The 17,433-nt window shown below is 49.2% G+C and carries 16 protein-coding genes; 9 read left to right on the forward strand and 7 right to left on the reverse strand.

Annotated features, from left to right (window positions below):
* Positions 1–95: 95 nt before the first annotated feature.
* From ACHA8N_RS04205 to ACHA8N_RS04230, 6 genes are all read right to left on the reverse strand, one after another.
* The gene (locus tag ACHA8N_RS04205) at positions 96–2,228 is read right to left on the reverse strand and encodes a (Fe-S)-binding protein (protein ID WP_393964839.1); all 2,133 of its coding nucleotides are present in this window, start codon (positions 2,226–2,228) and stop codon (positions 96–98) included.
* Between the two features lie 176 nt (positions 2,229–2,404).
* Positions 2,405–3,448, reverse strand: coding sequence for a zinc-binding dehydrogenase (locus ACHA8N_RS04210; RefSeq protein WP_393964840.1), 1,044 nt, complete (start codon positions 3,446–3,448; stop codon positions 2,405–2,407).
* 43 nt (positions 3,449–3,491) lie between these two features.
* Entirely contained in the window at positions 3,492–3,932 is a 441-nt protein-coding gene (locus tag ACHA8N_RS04215) for an NUDIX hydrolase (protein ID WP_393964841.1), read from the reverse strand.
* Between the two features lie 79 nt (positions 3,933–4,011).
* Positions 4,012–4,431 (reverse strand): hypothetical protein, encoded by a 420-nt coding sequence (locus tag ACHA8N_RS04220; protein WP_026834156.1) that lies wholly within the window; start codon positions 4,429–4,431, stop codon positions 4,012–4,014.
* Entirely contained in the window at positions 4,421–4,843 is a 423-nt protein-coding gene (locus tag ACHA8N_RS04225) for a YwiB family protein (RefSeq protein WP_233550706.1), read from the reverse strand. Before ACHA8N_RS04225 ends, ACHA8N_RS04220 begins: the two co-directional genes overlap by 11 nt.
* Before the next feature lie 115 nt (positions 4,844–4,958).
* Positions 4,959–6,659, reverse strand: coding sequence for a glycoside hydrolase family 13 protein (locus tag ACHA8N_RS04230; RefSeq protein ID WP_051524897.1), 1,701 nt, complete (start codon positions 6,657–6,659; stop codon positions 4,959–4,961).
* Positions 6,660–7,029: 370 nt separating this feature from the next.
* On the opposite strand from ACHA8N_RS04230, the gene ACHA8N_RS04235 reads away from it, so the two are divergent.
* The 9 genes from ACHA8N_RS04235 to ACHA8N_RS04275 all read left to right on the forward strand — a co-directional run bounded on the left by ACHA8N_RS04235 (position 7,030) and on the right by ACHA8N_RS04275 (position 16,790).
* Complete coding sequence (locus ACHA8N_RS04235) at positions 7,030–8,469, forward strand: NAD-dependent succinate-semialdehyde dehydrogenase (protein WP_393964842.1); 1,440 nt, start codon at positions 7,030–7,032, stop codon at positions 8,467–8,469.
* Positions 8,466–10,091: an acetolactate synthase large subunit gene (locus ACHA8N_RS04240; protein ID WP_393964843.1), complete on the forward strand. Its 1,626-nt coding sequence runs from the start codon at positions 8,466–8,468 to the stop codon at positions 10,089–10,091. The genes ACHA8N_RS04235 and ACHA8N_RS04240 overlap by 4 nt, the downstream gene beginning before the upstream one ends.
* A gap of 4 nt (positions 10,092–10,095) precedes the next feature.
* The gene (gene ytxJ, locus ACHA8N_RS04245; RefSeq protein ID WP_393964844.1) at positions 10,096–10,422 is read left to right on the forward strand and encodes a bacillithiol system redox-active protein YtxJ; all 327 of its coding nucleotides are present in this window, start codon (positions 10,096–10,098) and stop codon (positions 10,420–10,422) included.
* Between the two features lie 232 nt (positions 10,423–10,654).
* A complete protein-coding gene (locus ACHA8N_RS04250) occupies positions 10,655–12,187 on the forward strand; it encodes a DHA2 family efflux MFS transporter permease subunit (protein ID WP_147511604.1) in 1,533 nt (510 codons plus the stop codon).
* 133 nt (positions 12,188–12,320) lie between these two features.
* Complete coding sequence (locus tag ACHA8N_RS04255; protein WP_147511603.1) at positions 12,321–12,617, forward strand: metal-sensitive transcriptional regulator; 297 nt, start codon at positions 12,321–12,323, stop codon at positions 12,615–12,617.
* Positions 12,618–12,629: 12 nt separating this feature from the next.
* The gene (locus ACHA8N_RS04260) at positions 12,630–14,762 is read left to right on the forward strand and encodes a heavy metal translocating P-type ATPase (protein ID WP_393964845.1); all 2,133 of its coding nucleotides are present in this window, start codon (positions 12,630–12,632) and stop codon (positions 14,760–14,762) included.
* Positions 14,759–14,965, forward strand: coding sequence for a cation transporter (locus tag ACHA8N_RS04265; protein WP_147511601.1), 207 nt, complete (start codon positions 14,759–14,761; stop codon positions 14,963–14,965). Before ACHA8N_RS04260 ends, ACHA8N_RS04265 begins: the two co-directional genes overlap by 4 nt.
* 86 nt (positions 14,966–15,051) lie before the next feature.
* Entirely contained in the window at positions 15,052–15,276 is a 225-nt protein-coding gene (locus ACHA8N_RS04270) for a hypothetical protein (RefSeq protein ID WP_393964846.1), read from the forward strand.
* A 206-nt stretch (positions 15,277–15,482) separates the two neighbouring features.
* Positions 15,483–16,790 (forward strand): protoglobin domain-containing protein, encoded by a 1,308-nt coding sequence (locus ACHA8N_RS04275; protein WP_393964847.1) that lies wholly within the window; start codon positions 15,483–15,485, stop codon positions 16,788–16,790.
* A 74-nt stretch (positions 16,791–16,864) separates the two neighbouring features.
* On the opposite strand, the gene ACHA8N_RS04280 is transcribed toward ACHA8N_RS04275, so the two are convergent.
* A complete protein-coding gene (locus ACHA8N_RS04280; RefSeq protein WP_393964848.1) occupies positions 16,865–17,425 on the reverse strand; it encodes a class F sortase in 561 nt (186 codons plus the stop codon).
* Positions 17,426–17,433 lie beyond the last annotated feature (8 nt).

Consider the following 17,433-nt stretch of genomic DNA (forward strand, 5'->3'; position numbering starts at 1 on the left):
ACCGTACACAACAACGTTATGCTTATTAGGCACCTTAAAAAACGCCCCCTCTTTCTTAGAGGAGACGTTCCGTTTGCTCAAGCTATTTTTCAGACTTAGTTTGTTACCGCTTCCTTCATCGATGTTCCGACAATCGACCGTTCGAGCAGTTCGACGACATCATAGGTCGCGACTTGCTCGTCGACCTCTTTCGCCTTCGTTCCGTCGCTGAGCATCGTCAGGCAGTACGGACAAGCAGATCCGATGACGGATGGTTGAACCGTCAACAACTGCTCGGTCCGGGCGACATTGACACGTGCCCCGACTTTCTCCTCCTGCCACATCATGCCGCCTCCGGCTCCGCAACACATACCTTTTTCCCGGTTGCGTTCCGTTTCGACAAGCGTGATTCCTGGAATCTTCTCTAAGATGTAGCGCGGTGCATCATAAATATCATTGTAGCGACCAAGATAACACGAATCATGATAGACGACCCGTTCGCTGACCTCATGGATCGGTTTGATCCGTTGGTCGTCAATCAACCGGGCGAGCAATTCCGTATGGTGATACACTTCGACGTCCGGACTGAGACCAAAGTCCGGGTACTCATTTTTAAACGTATTGTACGCATGCGGATCTATCGTGACGATTTTTTTGACGCCGTATTTCTCAAACGACTTGATGTTCGCTTCCGCCAGTTCCTGGAACAGAACCTCATTCCCGATGCGGCGTGGTGTATCACCAGAGTTTTTCTCATCGTTGCCGAGAATCGCAAACGAGATGTCCGCTTCATTTAAGATTCGCGCAAACGCCATCGCGATTTTTTGACTGCGGCTGTCATATGAGCCCATTGCTCCGACCCAGAAGAGGTATTCGAACTCTTCGCCGGCTTTTTTCTTTTCTTTTGCAGTCGGGACGACCAACTCTTCGCGCGTTTTGCGCCAGTTTTCGCGTTCTTTCCGGTTCATCCCCCACGGATTCCCTTGACGTTCGATGTTCGCCATCGTCCGTTGCATCTCAGGATCCATTTTTCCTTCCATCATCACCAGGTGACGACGGAGGTCGATGATTTTATCAACGTGTTCGTTCATGACCGGACATTGATCTTCACAGTTCCGGCATGTCGTACAGGCCCAAATTTCTTCTTCTGTGATGACGTTGCCGATCAATGAATCCGGCACAACATCCATCTGTCCTGCCGCAGCAAGTGACGCAATTTGATTGCCTTGTGATCCTTCGAAGGCAAACGCCGGTGCCCACGGTGACTTCTGGGTGATCGCCGCCGTCTTCATATTCAGGTGATCACGTAATTTAACGATCAAGTCCATCGGTGACAACATCTTCCCGGTTCCGCTCGCCGGACACATGTTGGTGCAGCGACCGCATTCGACACAGGCATACAGATCAACGAGTTGTTTTTGATTAAAATCTTCAATCCGGTTGACACCAAAACTGAATTCCGCTTCGTCGTCTTCCGCTTCTTCCATGACCGATAAATCGATGGGTGTAATCCGTCCGACTTTTGATGTCCGACCAAGCCAAACGTTGGCGGTTCCGGCAATCAAATGCGCATGTTTTCCTTGTGGAATGTAGACCATGAAGCTCAGCAGGAACAAGAGATGTGCCCACCAGAAGAACACAAACAGACCAAACGCCACTTGTTCCGGCACCCAGCTGAATAAAAACGCAATCGCTGACGCCACCGGTTCCCCGAACGTCGAATGATTTTCATAAACCAGGAAAAATCCGTTTCCGAACAGGACGGCGACCATTAATCCACCGATGAAAATCAACGCCAGTCCGGCCATGAAATTCCGTTTCAGACGAACCAGTTTTTCAACATAGCGGCGGTAGAATCCCCAAACAACAGCCACTAAGATGACGAGCATGACGATTTCTTGGGAAAATGTAAAGATCGGATACAGTGGTCCGAGCGGGACGTGCGGAAAACGTTGTCCGACCGCGAGTCCTTTCCAGATAAAATCAATCGCTCCAAATTGAACGAGTAAAAATCCATAAAACATCATGACGTGAATCGTACCGCTTTTCTTATCCTTCAACAGTTTCTTTTGACCGAATACGTTGACGAGAACCGCATTGAGCCGTTCTTTGTTCGTCAGCGTCCATTCCGCTTTTTTCCCCCTGCGGATCGCCTCATACCGACTTTTGACAAGCGTGACGAACAAATAACCTGCATAACCTGCGACGAGCAGGAAGGCAATCCAGTTAATCAGTAAAAACGTCCCCATGAAACAAGCCCCTTTCCCCCTAAAGCCATTATTTGATATGAGTATAGCATATAATGAATGGCTATTCATTCATTATTTTAATGTTTTTTTCTGACGCGCTGTTAGATGAAAGACCACACAAAAAACGTGTTGTTCTCTCTCGCTTTCCTCAAGCGAGTGAAAACAACACGTTTTTTCTAATTTTGATCCGGTATCAATACGATTTTCCCGAGCTTGCCTGTCTCCTTAAAATACGTCTGGGCTGCCGCAGCCTCTTCCAGCGGAAATGTCCGATCGATGACCGGTTCCAGTTTGCCGGCAGCAATCGCGTCAAGCATCCGTGCAAATTCAGCACGTGTTCCGAGAACAGATCCGTAAAACGTCAAATGCTTTAAATACAGCGTCCGGAAATCCAAGTGGGTCTGCTGACCACCGGCAGAACCGGAAATGCAGAACTTCCCGCCATTTTTCAAGACAGTCAGTGCCGTCTTGAACAACGGGTCCCCGACCACGTCAAGAACAGCGTCAATCGGTCCACCGTTAACGGCGATGATCTCGTCCGCCAATTGTTCCGAGTGGTACGACAAGACATGCGTGGCGCCAAGACGTTTGAGTGCCTCTTCCGTCTTCAAGTCTCCGACCACGGCAATGACGGTCGCCCCAAACACGCGGGCGGCAATCTGGACATTCAAGGAGCCGACGCCGCCGTTTGCACCTGTGACGAGAACCGTTTGCCCCGGTTGCAGTTGCACTTGTTCGTTCATATGCCACGCCGTTAATCCACTGACGGAGAAAACAGCACTTTTTGTGTAATCGGTTAGCGGCATCGCATAACACAGTTCTGCCGGCCAAACGACATACTCGGCATATCCTCCGTCATACTCTGATCCGATGAACGCCATGTCTTCACTGATATGTTCCGTTCCTTCTGCGCCGCTTGAAGTGAACGGAAACAAGACGACGTCTTGACCGTTGCGTGCCTCGTCGACCCCGCTTCCGACCTGCACAATCCGTCCACTGATGTCAGAACCCGGGACACGGGGAAACTGAACGCCTTCCGGTTTCCAGCCTGATTGAGTGTCCGTTCCGTAGGCGCCTTCCCGCATCCAGATTTCCGTATTGTTGATGCCGCATGCTTTCACTTCGATCAGGACTTCCCCGGCGCGCGGTGTCGGGACCGGACGTTCGACGACTTCGAGTTGCTCGACACCACCGTATCCATTGACTTGAACAGCTTTCATCTCATCGCCTCCATCGCTTAACTTTTCTATCTCTTTTACCCGATTACCAGACCATCTGTTCATATAAATAATAAGATTTAGATGCTTTATTCAAATAATCCTGCAACGGCTCAAGCACATCATGATTCAGGAGATAGTCCCCCAACTGTTCGATCGGCACCCATCGGCAGGCGACGACTTCACCATCGGGATTATTCAGCATCAGACTTCCCGTGACCGTACACTCAAAATAGGTAACGAGACTGTGGGCATCAAACTGTTCGATGAAGTTTTCTGTCACGTATGCCAGTTGGAACGTCTCGACGGACAGTCCGGTTTCTTCTGCCATCTCCCGTTTTAAAGCTTCCGCCAGTGTCTCGCCGGCTTCAATCACACCACCCGGAAGACTCCAGATCGATTCCGCTCCATCTACCTGATTTTTGACCAACAGCAACTGATCCTCCTGTCTGACAATCCCGACGACAATCCGGTATAACGTTCTCATGCTGATCCCCCCTCATAATGAACATCAAAAAAAGCAGCCCGTTCAAATATCCTTTGAATGGAACTGCTCTGGCACATACTTATTCTAATCCAAGCGATTGCGGTAATTTCACGGCACGCGCATATGCTGTTTTGTAATCTTTTTTCGACACGGCCTGTTCAACTTCCCGGATCGCCGGATGATTTTCTTCTGAAAAGGCACCTAAGATCGTCAAATAACGTTCGTAGACCGAATCATCTTCTTTTCGTGAATGAAGTAACGCCGTATACAGCATGACCGTATCTTCACCGTACAAGACCGGTAAGTCTTCGTTAATTAATAATAAGGAATCAATCGCGTCCGAATCGACTTTCGAGTTGTATTCCGTCATGACCTGCTCTGCAAGCGCCTCAAGTTGATCGCGCCATTCGTTGTATTTCGGTTCATCATTTTCCAACCACTCGAACCAATCTTCTTCGAGCATCTGTTCCATCTCTTTTACCGTTTGTTCAAATGCCATCTGTCTCACTCCGTTCCCAAGTTAATTCAATCGTATACGTGCCGACCGGCTGATGGTTCATCATCAGGTCGTACTGGAATTGCATGCGTTGTTCTGTCATTTCGATTGTTGCGGTTTCCGTCTCCATGACCATCTGACCAAACTGGCTTTCATAACCACTTTTCGTCTTTTGACCCAGTATGAAGACATGGTGCATCGAGACCGGACCTTTTCGGTTCAACGCCACCTGATCGAGTGACCATTTGATGGTCGTGTCAATCGGTTGATCGTCCTCTTGAATGAACTTCAGGGCAAACCCGTCCTTCGTTTCAAACAATGTGCCATCGGTTTCAAGCTCGACAGATTCTCGCATCGCTTCATCTTGAATCGATGTGACTTGTCGCAACCGCACCGGATAACGTGTTGGTTTCACTTTTTATCACCTCACCGTCTAGCGTACACGATTTTCTGATGTCCTGCATCTTCTGCTTTCCGCGTGCCGGAACAAAAAAGACCGGATTCAGCATCTGCCAAATCCAGTCTTTTCCTCAGCGTACGCGGTACAGACGTGCTTCGAACGGCTGAAGCGTCAATTCTGTTCCTTCGTGATACGTCGTCTCGTAGTTCGCGAGCATGACGTTATCCGAGTGAAGAATGATGTCGGTATCGACTTCCGCCACTTCATCTTTTAGATTCGTCACGATCAGGAACTGTTCATTTCCGAGTGTTCGTGTGTAAGCATACACTTTTGTATCCTCAGGAAGGATTAAGTCGTATTCTCCGTAAATCAACGTTTCTTCCATCTTCCGAATCTGAATCATCCGTTTGTAGAAGTTCAGGATCGAGTCTTCATCTGCTTGCTGGGACGCGACGTTAATATCCGCAAAGTTCGGATTGACGCCGAACCATGGCGACTGTTCCGAGAACCCACCGTTTTGTTCATTCGTCCACTGCATCGGTGTCCGGGAGTTATCACGGGACGAGTTCCAGATGACCTCCATAATTTCTTCATGTGTTTTCCCTGATGCCAGTTGCATGTTGTACATGTTTTTCGTCGCAACATCATCGTAGTCAGAGATGTCCGGGAATTGAACGTTTGTCATCCCGATCTCTTGCCCTTGGTAGATGAACGGCGTTCCTTGCATGAAGAAATACATCATCGCAAGTGACTTCGCGCTTTGTTTCCAGTATTGTCCTTCATCACCCCAAAGGGAGACGGAGCGGACTTTATCGTGGTTTTCAAGATACAGGGCGTTCCAGCCTGTTTCTTCAAGTCCTTTTTGCCATTTCGTCAAAACTTGTTTCAGTTTAACAACGTCGACGCCTTTTTCCGCGTCGGCCCGCCACAGATCCATGTGTTCGAACTGGAAGACCATGTTCATCTTGCCGTTTTCTTCTCCGACCCAAAGATCTGCTTCTTCCGGCGTTACACCATTCGCTTCACCGACTGTCATGATGTCGTATTTGGAGAATGTCTCGTTTTTCAATTCTTCGAGATATTCGTGAATCCCTTCGACGTTCATGTGCATCTCAAATGAAGGGACGTGTGGCATACCGAGTGGATTTGGCAAGTCGGCATACGATTGATCCTTGTTGATGTGGCTGATGGCATCGATCCGGAAACCGTCGACCCCTTTATCGAGCCACCAGTTAATCATCGTGTAAACCGCTTGACGCATGTCTTTATTCCGCCAGTTCAAGTCGGGTTGACGACGTGAGAAGACGTGCAGGAAGTACTGCTCGGTCTTTTCATCGTATTCCCAGGCTGAACCGCCAAAGATGCTTTCCCAGTTGTTCGGCTCGCCGCCGTTAACTGCATCCTTCCAGATGTACCAGTCACGTTTATCGTTGTCTTTTGACGAACGGGATTCGAGGAACCACGGGTGTTCGTCCGACGTATGATTGACGACTAAATCCAGCAATACTTTAATATCACGTTTATGTGCTTCTTCCATTAATAAATCAAAATCGGCCATCGTTCCAAATTCGTCCATGATGTCTTCATAATCACTGATGTCGTATCCGTTGTCATCGTTTGGTGATTTGAACATCGGGCAAATCCATAACACATCGACTCCGAGATCTTTCAGATAATCCAATTTTGCGATGATACCCGGGATATCGCCGATTCCATCGTTGTTTGCATCATAGAAGCTGCGTGGATAAATTTGATAAGCAACTGCTTCTTTCCACCAAGCTCGCGTGAGTGTTTTTTGTGCCGTTTCCGGACGCGGTATCATTTGTGTCATTATGGATAAATCCTCTCGTATTTCAGTCTTTGTTGTCCGTTTTTTTATACTAATTCTTGATATTTTATAGTAATCATCGGTTTAGTTTTTTATAGCGCAACCGATTGCGCAAATACCCTATCTTTATCTTATCAAACCCAGTTGGAATGTCAACGATTCGAGGTTGATTCCGTTACTTTACACAATTGTTGAATTTCATTTTCAAACACAATTCTTCTAACAGAAATACATTACATTTACTGAATTATCCTACACTGTTTATCGGTCAATTTCTAGCCTTTTGCACAACCTTTTCCGGGAAAAATGAATCTTTTTTCCAATCTTCGGGTATATCCTTAACAATGCGAATAAAAAAGGGGGATTTTGTAAGATGGACGGACAGTTTTTGATTAATGGACAATGGCTCAATCACGAGCGGGAACGAACCGATGTCAAAAATCCGGCGACCGGGGAAGTCGTCGGCAGTGTACCGAACGGAACAAAGTCAGATGTCAACGACGCCGTCGAAGCCGCCCGGAAAGCTTTTCCGGAATGGTCGAAACGAAGCGTGTATGAACGCGCTGCCTTACTTGAAAAATTGTATGCAAAAATGCTTGAAAAAAAGGATGAATTGGCACGCCTGATGACACTCGAGATGGGAAAACCCCTTGCTGAGTCAGAAGGCGAAGTCGAATATGCGGCGAACTTCGTCAAATGGTTTGCGGAAGAAGGAAAACGCGCCTACGGTCGGATCATTCCATCACATGATACAAACAAACGACTGCATGTCATCAAACAGCCGGTCGGTGTCGTCGCTGCGATTACACCATGGAATTTCCCGGCGGCAATGATTACGCGGAAGTTGGCACCTGCACTCGTCGCCGGCTGTACATTTGTCTTAAAACCACCAACGGCCACTCCGTTGACCGCACTCCGTCTGCTTGAGCTCTGTCAGGAAGTCGGCATTCCGGACGGCGTCGTCAATGCTGTGACGGGCAGCGGAAAAGAATTGGGGGAATCGCTTGCGACCCATCCCCACGTCGATAAGATCACCTTCACCGGTTCAACTGAAGTCGGTCGGACATTGATGGCTCAAGGTGCCGAGACGATCAAGGCGATGTCCCTCGAACTTGGCGGGCATGCTCCGATTCTTGTATTTGATGACTGCGATTTGGATCTCGCTGTCGCTGAAACGATTAAATCGAAGTTCCGGAACGGCGGACAAACATGTGTCTGCGGGAACCGCATTTACGTATCTGATTCGATTTACGATGCTTTCGTCGAAAAGTTAGGTCAAGAAACAGCTAAACTGAAAACCGGTAACGGACTCGACAGCGACACGAAAATCGGTCCGATGATCAACAAGTCCGGCTACGACAAAGTCAAAAAACATGTGGATGACGCCACATCAGCCGGTGCACGGATCGTAACCGGCGGAACAGGAAAAACCGACGAGGATCAGGATGTCTACTATTATGAAGCAACGGTTCTCGCTGACGTCACTCCACAAATGCTGATCATGAACGAAGAGACGTTTGGTCCGGTCGCTCCCGTCCAACGTGTCAGTTCGGATGAGGAAGCCGTCCATTACGCCAATCAGACGCCGTTTGGTTTGGCATCTTACGTCTTCACGAACAACTATGCCCGCGCATTCCGGGCCATCGAAAATCTCGATTATGGAATCGTCGGTTGGAATGACGGTGTTCCTTCGGCGGCTCAAGCGCCGTTTGGCGGTATGAAACAGTCCGGTGTCGGACGTGAAGGCGGTTCTGAAGGGCTTGAAGCTTATCTTGAAACGAAGTATGTCTCAATCGGCGGTCTGGACCAATGAACGCCGCTGAACGGTTCGTTGACTGTCTCGAAGCAGAAGGTGTGACACACATTTTCGGTGTGCCGGGCGAAGAGAACATTACGTTACTTGAAGCGATCAGTAAATCAGACATCACCTTCGTGACGACACGTCATGAAACAAACGCGGCATTCATGGCCTCGATGTTCGGTCGATTGAGCGGACGCCCCGGCGTCTGCCTCTCGACGCTTGGACCCGGTGCAACGAATATGATGACCGGTATCGCCAGTGCGACGATGGACCATTCTCCGGTCGTCGCGATTACCGGGCAAGGAGCAACGTGGCGGCAACATAAAGCCTCGCATCAGATGTTCGATCTGGTTGAGATGTACCAGCCGATCACAAAATCCAGTACATCGATCTCTTCCGGTGAAGTCATTTCAGAAGTCGTCCGCCAGGCGTTTGCTCAAGCTGCTTCCGAAAAACCGGGCGCGACACATATCTCCTTCCCGGAAGACATTGCCAAAGCTGACGTCGATGCCAAAACTCCTTTGCTTGTGGATAGTGCACCAACTTATCTGCATCCGACTTCGGTCAAGGACAGTGCCGTCTTGCGTCAGATTGAACAAGCGGAAAAACCTGTCGTGATTGCGGGATTCGGGATTAATCGGAGCGGAGCGACGGAGACCTTTCGTCGTTTTGTCGAGCATTTAGGCGCCCCCGTCGTTGAGACGATGATGGGAAAAGGAACGATTGCGTCCGATCATGAACTCGCTGCTCACACGATCGGCCTGCCAAACGCTGATTATAATCAACGCATCATCGACCAAAGTGATTTAATCATCGCGATCGGTTATGACATTACGGAACTGCCGCCGTCGAAATGGAACCCGAACCGGACACCGGTCCTCCACATCGATACGAATCAACATGAGGTGGACCAATATTATCCGGTCGTGGCTAATTTGATTGGTTTTTTGCCGGATACGTTACGTTTACTTGCTGAAGACGTGCCGAATCGTGCCTGGTCCGGCTGGCAGCAAGATCGTGACCGCCTACGTCAAGAAATTCAGGCATCCTATTCCATGGCACTGCCGCTTCATCCTCAAAGTATCGTTCGGGAATTGGAACAGGCGACCGGTTCGGACGGCATGGTCTTTTCCGATGTCGGCGCGCATAAAGTATGGCTCGGACGGCATTTTCAAACGACACGCCCGAATCAACTGTTCATTTCGAACGGCTTTTCTTCGATGGGGTATGGGTTATCCAGTGCCATCGCCGCGAAACTGCTCTACCCGGAACGGCGTGTCCTCTGTGCGTCAGGTGATGGTGCCTTTTTAATGAATGGTCAGGATCTTGAGACGGCAGTTCGGCTGAAATTGCCGATCGTCGTCATCATCTGGCGCGACGGGACGTATGGACTGATTGAATGGAAACAACAGCAAGCTTACGGACGGGCGCCTTATATTGAATTCGACAATCCGGATCTTGTTCAACTCGCTGTCGCCTTTGGTGCACTAGGTTTGCGTGTCGGAGAACACGGTACACTGGCTGCTTGCCTCGAACAAGCTTTCTTGAGTGACGGACCCGTTTTGATTGACTGTCCGGTCGATTACAGGGAAAATCTGAAGTTAAGTGACCGTTTACGGACTTATGGAGGATGATAGAATGACACAGCTTAGAAAATTACAATCAATTTCCGACTTTGATCAATTTGTTTCAGAACATACGACATTCGTCATCTGTAAACACAGCACGACTTGCCCGATCAGCTCGGCTGGTTTTTCGGAGTACACGAAGTATGCCGATACGACATCCGTTCCGACCGCTTACCTGTTAGTCCAGGAAGCACGGACCTTGTCGAATCACATCGCGGAACAGTACAACGTCCGGCATGAGTCGCCGCAAGTTTTGTTTATTCAGGACGGACGGGCCGTTTGGACAACCTCGCATTACGACATTACGACGGATGCCCTGCAGACACACGTCGGATAATAACGTGTATTTTATTAAAGCGTCACCACTTTTGTTTTCAACAAAGCAAAAGGAGTGACGCTTTTTTTAATTATGAAACGATTCCTCCTAACGATTCATCTTGTTTACAAAAAATAAAATTATCTTTCTTAGCTATTAATATTTGTAATTCAAGTTAAATCCGATTAAGATAGACAACAGATAGAACGACCGTATAGAAATATGTACTGCCAGTTCATTAAGGAGGAAACCCATGCAACACGAAAAATCTGCTTCCGCTCGTCCCCCCTATGGCATCATTGCCGTACTGATGATCGGTGCCTTTATTGCTTTTTTAAATAACACGTTACTTAACATCGCCCTTCCTTCCATCATGAAGGATTTGAACATTGAAACATCGACCGTTCAGTGGCTGTCGACCGGTTTCATGCTCGTTAACGGGATTTTAATCCCGACTTCTGCTTTCTTGATTCAAAAATTCTCGGTCCGCCGCCTGTTTTTACTGGCGATGACCTTGTTCTCACTCGGGACGATTCTCGCCGGCTTTGCGGATGCCTTTCCGGTCCTGCTTGCCGGTCGGATGATTCAGGCTTCCGGATCTGCCATCATGATGCCTCTTTTGATGAACGTCATGCTCGTCAGTTTCCCGATTGAAAAACGCGGAACCGCGATGGGCTTCTTCGGTCTCATCATGATGGGCGCACCGGCTATCGGTCCGACACTATCCGGCTGGATCATCGAGCATTACGATTGGCGGATGTTGTTCCATTTCATTACGCCAATCGCCTTGATCGTGCTTGTTATTGGATTCTTTTTACTCCGTGATGTCAAAGAACGGTCCAATGCCAAGCTCGACTTTACGTCGGTCGTCTTGTCTTCCTTTGGATTCGGAGGTCTGTTGTACGGTTTCAGTTCTGCCGGTTCTAAAGGTTGGGACAGTCTCCATGTCATCTTGGCCTTGATCATCGGAGTTGTCGCCCTCGTCACGTTTATCCTGCGTCAATTGAAAATGGAACGTCCGATGCTCAACTTTAAAATTTACCGGTATCCGATGTTCGCCTTGTCGTCGGTCATCTCGATGGTCGTGACAATCGCGATGTTCTCCGGGATGTTGCTCTTGCCGATCTACGTTCAGACGATTCGCGGGATCTCTCCGCTGGATGCCGGTCTGATGTTACTGCCGGGAGCAATCTTGATGGCTGTCATGTCGCCGATCAACGGGAAACTGTTTGATAAGATTGGCGGACGTCCGCTGGCGATTACCGGACTGTTCATCACGGTCGTCACGAGTTACTACTTCAGTCAGCTTGAGATGGATACGACGTATACCCACTTGATCATCCTGTATTCTCTCCGGATGTTCGGGATGTCGATGGTCATGATGCCGGTTTCGACTAACGGACTGAACCAGTTGCCTACCCGTTACTATCCGCACGGGACAGCGATGAACAATACGTTACAGCAAGTCTCCGGTGCCATCGGAACAGCTCTGCTCGTCACGATCATGTCGACCCATGCGAAAACACGCGGGACGGAACTCGCGCAGGAAGCCGCAAAAAATATGACGAGTCAACCGACTGCCGAGGCTGCTGCTGCCATGAAGCAGCAAATCGTCATGCAAGCGACGCTCGACGGCATCAACTATGCCTTCTTCATCTCGACGTTTATCGCCGGTCTTGCGTTTGTGCTCTCGTTCTTCATCAAACGAGCGACACAAGCCGAAGACATCATCAGCAACCGGTCATTGAACGAACAAATCGTCAAACCGCAAGTCTCAAACCAGTAAATCGCTTAGTTCTTACAACCGCTTTGTCCTTTGGGATGAAGCGGTTTTTTATCTTGAACCTTTATACTGGTACCCCCCATACCTATATGATATAGTCGAACTAGACAAAGAAACCAAAAGGAGGTGCCTTCTCATGGCGCATGATCATCCCCTTGTTCCCCGCTCCTCCGAGGAACAAGATGCCTTGACGAAACGATTAAAACGGATTGAAGGTCAAGTCCGCGGCATTGCCAACATGGTCGCGGAAGACCGCTACTGTATCGATATCTTGACCCAAACCGCATCGATTCAGGCCGCACTCCGGCAAGTGGAGCTGCAGATCATCGAACGTCACGTCAAGATGTGTATGCACGATGCTGCAACCGGTAACGAGGAAACGGATGTGTATGTCGATGAACTGATGGCCGTCATCGCTCGTCTCAAGAAGTAAGGAGGGATTCAGATGTCGAAAACAATTGAACTCAACATCGAAGGCATGACCTGTGCTGCCTGCTCCGCACGGATTGAAAAGGTCTTAAATCGGATGGATGGTGTCGAAGCGACGGTCAACCTGCCGCTTGAGACCGCCCGAATTGCGGTTCCGGACGACATGGAAGAGCAGACGATCCTCGATAAGATAAAAAAAGTCGGCTACAGTGCCACGCTTAAGACAGCTCCGCACGAACAGGTTCAAAACCGCCGGATGCTCTACCGCTTTTGGATCGCCGCCCTATTGTCTTTGCCGTTGTTACTCAGTATGGTGTCACACATCCCGAATAGCCCGATTCATTTGCCATTCCTGATGAACCCATGGCTCCAGTTCACGCTGGCGACACCGGTCCAGTTCGTCATCGGTGCTCCATTCTATATCGGAGCCTATAAGAGTCTTCGCAGCGGAAGCGCCAATATGGATGTCCTCGTGGCCCTCGGGACATCGGCTGCCTACTTTTATTCAATCGCGGAAATGCTGATCCATCCGGCGATGCCGAATCTCTATTTTGAGACCAGCGCCGTTTTGATCACACTTGTCCTTCTTGGAAAAGTCCTCGAGGATCGTGCCAAACAACAAACGACAGGTGCCATTAAAAGTCTTCTTTCCTTACAGGCGACCGATGCGGTTGTCCTGGAACAAGGCGTCGAACGGACGGTCCCGATGGATCAGATCCAAACCGGGATGCAGCTCGTCGTGAAACCGGGACAAAAAATCCCGGTGGACGGACAGATTGTATCCGGCGATGCCTATCTCGACGAATCGATGTTGACCGGTGAACCGCTTCCGGTTCATAAAACGAACAACGATACTGTTATCGGAGGCACATTAAACACGAACGGGCATCTCGTGATCGAAGCCACCAAAGTTGGTCAGGAGACGATTCTTGCGAACATCATCCGCGTCGTCGAACAAGCGCAGACGGAAAAAGCGCCGATTCAGCGGCAGGCCGACCGGATTTCCGGTGTCTTCGTTCCAATCGTCGTCGCCATCGCCTTGCTGACATTAGCAGTCTGGTGGTGGACGACCGGTTCGTTCGCGGAAGCCATTCGTCCGGCAATCGCCGTGCTTGTCATCGCCTGTCCGTGTGCGCTTGGACTTGCGACACCGACTTCCATCATGGTCGGAACGGGCAAAGGTGCCGAACATGGTGTGTTATTTAAAGGTGGTGCGCAACTCGAGTCGTTACAGCATGTTGACGCCATTGTCTTTGATAAGACGGGAACGTTGACAGTTGGCCGGCCTGTCGTCGTCAAGACGTTTGGTCAGGAGGAAGCACTTGATTTTGCGGCAGCACTTGAGAAAAAATCGGAACACCCGCTTGCTCATGCGATTACGGAGGAACGGGATGTCGTCTTTGACATCGACCGCTTCACCGTTGATGCCGGACGAGGTGTCAGCGGCATGATTTTAGGGCGTGACGTGATCGTCGGATCGGCACGCATGATGCGGGAACGTGACCTCCCTCTCCCTGACTGGTCGTCTGCCGGCGCTACACTCGTGTATGTCGCCGTTGATCAGGAAATCAAAGCCGGATACGCCATCCGGGATGAACTGAAACCTACCACCAAGCAGGTCATTCAAGAGCTGCAACAAACAAAAGCAGTCTACCTGTTGACCGGGGACCGGCAGGAAGTCGCGGACCAGCTGGCAGTCGAACTTGGTATTCCACAAGATCACGTCTTCGCTGATGTGTTACCGATTGAAAAAGCCGACCACGTCAAAGCATTGCAGGCAACGGGACGGCGGGTCGCCATGGTCGGGGACGGCATCAATGATGCGCCAGCACTGGCGACAGCAAATGTCGGGATTGCGCTTGGCAGCGGGACAGACGTCGCACTCGAAGCGGCAGACGTCACTCTGCTTGGGCATGACCTGCAACAAGTCGTCACTGCCATTCGGCTCAGTGAACAGACGATGAAAAACATTCGGCAAAATCTGGTTTTCGCCCTCGGATACAATACCATCGGAATTCCGATTGCCTGCCTCGGACTCCTCGCCCCTTGGGTCGCAGGTGCTGCCATGGCATGCAGCTCTGTTTCCGTCGTCACAAATGCGTTACGCTTAAAACGTATTCCATTATCTAAAGGAGGACATCTATCATGAAAGAAACAACCATTCCTGTCATCGGTATGACATGTAACCACTGCAAAGCGAGTGTCGAATCGGCACTCAATGAATTGGACGGGGTAACGAATGCAACGGTTTCACTTGCTGACAACACTGTCACAGTGACACACGAAGACATCGCGACAGATCGCCTTGTTGACGCCATCGAAGAAATCGGATACGACGTTCCGTCTGCTTAAATAGTTTGAGCCAAACTGCCTGAAACACGCAGTTTGGCTTTTTTATTTCTGATAAATCGGGAATGGTTTAACAAGGAGGGGTTCGTATGGTACCGAAAATCGAATTCGTAGAACACTTCGATGACAACAAAGGAAAACGATTTAAAATCGAACTTTGGAATCTCGGAACCTTCACATTCAGCGCTGAGTCAGCCAAAGGACCTGTCACCCGGTTTACGTCGATCGACATTCAATTCGTTCAAGGGTGTGTAAACCGGATGCGAACGATTGTCGATGCTAAAAAAGCCTTTCAAGAGGATCAACCTGTCTAATTATTGCCTGACACATATAGCATGTGCCCTTCACTTCAGAAGAGGTCATTTCACTCATGGTCCAAGACCGTGAGTTTTTTTGTTTCAGGTCAATGTTTTATTCGCAACAACTAAATTTTATAGAAAACGATTATCGGATTTCTAGAAACAGCCGATAACAAACAAGACACTAAAAATCTTAATTATAAGAAAATCGGGGGCAAATCGTGCGCAATCCATTTAAAGCTAAATCATCGACGTCGACTTATCAGGCGACAATCGGATTTCCAGACAAACGACTTATTACGAAAACAAGTGATCCAAGCTTAACAGGACGCTTAGAATACATGGGCTACACGGAAGAACACTTGCAAACTTTAAAAGCGATGGCACCTGTCGTCAACAGCGTCTTGGACGAAGTCCTCGAGCAAGTACTCGATTATTTGCTTCTGCATCCAGAAATGGTCCAGATTGCTCAAAACTCCTCGACACGGGAACGGCTGAAGAAAGTTTTTGCTGACTACTTCGGCAGTTTATTGACCGGTAACATGGATGATAAGTTCTTGGCGATGCGGACCCGCATGGGGAAAACGCATAACCGCAACTTCGTCCCGGTGACCTGGTTCATCGCTTCTTACGCAGCGTTTAATACACTGTTGATTCCGAAAATCGTCGAGCATTTCCAACACGATCCGGCGCAGTTGTCGAATGCCATTTTAGCGCTCAACCATGCGATGAATCTCGATGCGCAAATCGTGACGAGTCAATACGTAGACGCCCGTTTACAGGAAGTCAGTGCGGCAAACGAATCACGGAGCCGTCTGTTGCAAGACGTTGTTCGTGTCAGCCAGGAAGTCGCAAGTACCGTTGAACAAACGGAAGGTGCGATCTCGGAAACGAGTCGTCGCGCGACACAAATCTTATCCGAAACCGATCAAACGGAAAAAACAAGCCGTAATCTGGTCGGATTGACATCAGAAAATGAAACACAGATGGAAAAAATGGAGCAACAATTCGTCCAATCGACGGAACAAGTCAGCACGTCATTGACGAGCATTCAGCAACTGAAAACGACGTCGGACGAAATCGTCAAGATGACGCAAGGAATTGAAGACATCGCGAATCAGACGAACTTGCTTGCTTTGAATGCATCGATTGAAGCCGCCCGGGCCGGTGAACACGGGAAAGGTTTCTCCGTCGTTGCAATCGAAGTCCGCAACTTGGCGGAAAATGCGAAGTTACTCAGCAGCAGCATCAATACGTTAATTCAAAAAAACAACGGCAACATCAACGAACTGGTATCTCAGATGGAAGACATCACCCGTTCGAACTCCGCTTCCCGCAATGAGTTGCAACAAGTGAAAGTCGGGATCCACACCGTTAAAAAAGAGATGGAAAACTATTTGGACATGTTCGGCCGCAATAAAAATGATTTAAGTCAAATCGTCCAAACAATTCAAGGCATCAGTCAAACGACACAAGGGTTGTCTGCCTTAACAACGGATCTCGTCGCGGCTTCTGAAGTCAACGCCTAATTCCACCGGCAATCGTTTTTCCAATCCGTTTTGACTAAACAAAAGGACCAATCCATAACGGATCGGTCCTTTTGCTATTTCTCCTGTTCCGCCGTCACGACCAATCGTTCATCGTACCCTTTCGATTGGGTGAACGTTCCGACACAAGTAATCAAGGTTAAACGTTGTGCAAGTGTCGCACCAAAAATCGATCCGACAGGTGCTTGATCAACGGGATAAGACTTCACGTTTGTCACCACGTATGAGACTTTTTCACCCGTTTTTGAACTCACTTCAATCCGCTGTCCCTGCTTGACCTTCGCCAAATCATAAAAAACTGCCGGTCCATCCGTGTCATCTAAATGACCCGCCAAAATGACATTGCCGGTCTGGTTGGCTTTCGCCCCATACTGGTACCACCCGACTTGATCCGTCTGTTTTGGTACGTCCATTCGCCCTTTCGTATCCTTCCCAACGACTTCTACTTTCGTATCCACGTCGATGGTCGGAATACGTAAACGTGCCGGAACAAATGGTTCCGTCTGTTTCTCAGTTGATTTTGGCTTCGGTTGCTCGACGACAGGTGATGCCGGTTCCTCTGACTGTGGTACGGACGGAGCAGCCGGTTTCTCTGCTCCTCCACACCCAGCAAGCATCACGGTAC

Origin of the sequence: Exiguobacterium sp. S22-S28 (assembly GCF_043359615.1) — a bacterium.
In the GTDB taxonomy this organism is placed as follows: Bacteria; Bacillota; Bacilli; order Exiguobacteriales; family Exiguobacteriaceae; genus Exiguobacterium_A.

What these genes read in the sequence shown, in the direction of transcription:
- ACHA8N_RS04260 (WP_393964845.1), top strand. Translation starts at nt 12,630, where the DNA reads ATGTCGAAAACAATTGAACTCAACATCGAAGGCATGACCTGTGCTGCC.
- ACHA8N_RS04270 (WP_393964846.1), top strand. Translation starts at nt 15,052, where the DNA reads ATGGTACCGAAAATCGAATTCGTAGAACACTTCGATGACAACAAAGGA.
- ytxJ (WP_393964844.1), top strand. Translation starts at nt 10,096, where the DNA reads ATGACACAGCTTAGAAAATTACAATCAATTTCCGACTTTGATCAATTT.
- ACHA8N_RS04250 (WP_147511604.1), top strand. Translation starts at nt 10,655, where the DNA reads ATGCAACACGAAAAATCTGCTTCCGCTCGTCCCCCCTATGGCATCATT.
- ACHA8N_RS04235 (WP_393964842.1), top strand. Translation starts at nt 7,030, where the DNA reads ATGGACGGACAGTTTTTGATTAATGGACAATGGCTCAATCACGAGCGG.
- ACHA8N_RS04205 (WP_393964839.1), bottom strand. Translation starts at nt 2,228, where the DNA reads ATGGGGACGTTTTTACTGATTAACTGGATTGCCTTCCTGCTCGTCGCA.
- ACHA8N_RS04220 (WP_026834156.1), bottom strand. Translation starts at nt 4,431, where the DNA reads ATGGCATTTGAACAAACGGTAAAAGAGATGGAACAGATGCTCGAAGAA.
- ACHA8N_RS04210 (WP_393964840.1), bottom strand. Translation starts at nt 3,448, where the DNA reads ATGAAAGCTGTTCAAGTCAATGGATACGGTGGTGTCGAGCAACTCGAA.
- ACHA8N_RS04265 (WP_147511601.1), top strand. Translation starts at nt 14,759, where the DNA reads ATGAAAGAAACAACCATTCCTGTCATCGGTATGACATGTAACCACTGC.
- ACHA8N_RS04240 (WP_393964843.1), top strand. Translation starts at nt 8,466, where the DNA reads ATGAACGCCGCTGAACGGTTCGTTGACTGTCTCGAAGCAGAAGGTGTG.
- ACHA8N_RS04255 (WP_147511603.1), top strand. Translation starts at nt 12,321, where the DNA reads ATGGCGCATGATCATCCCCTTGTTCCCCGCTCCTCCGAGGAACAAGAT.
- ACHA8N_RS04230 (WP_051524897.1), bottom strand. Translation starts at nt 6,659, where the DNA reads ATGACACAAATGATACCGCGTCCGGAAACGGCACAAAAAACACTCACG.
- ACHA8N_RS04215 (WP_393964841.1), bottom strand. Translation starts at nt 3,932, where the DNA reads ATGAGAACGTTATACCGGATTGTCGTCGGGATTGTCAGACAGGAGGAT.
- ACHA8N_RS04280 (WP_393964848.1), bottom strand. Translation starts at nt 17,425, where the DNA reads ATGCTTGCTGGGTGTGGAGGAGCAGAGAAACCGGCTGCTCCGTCCGTA.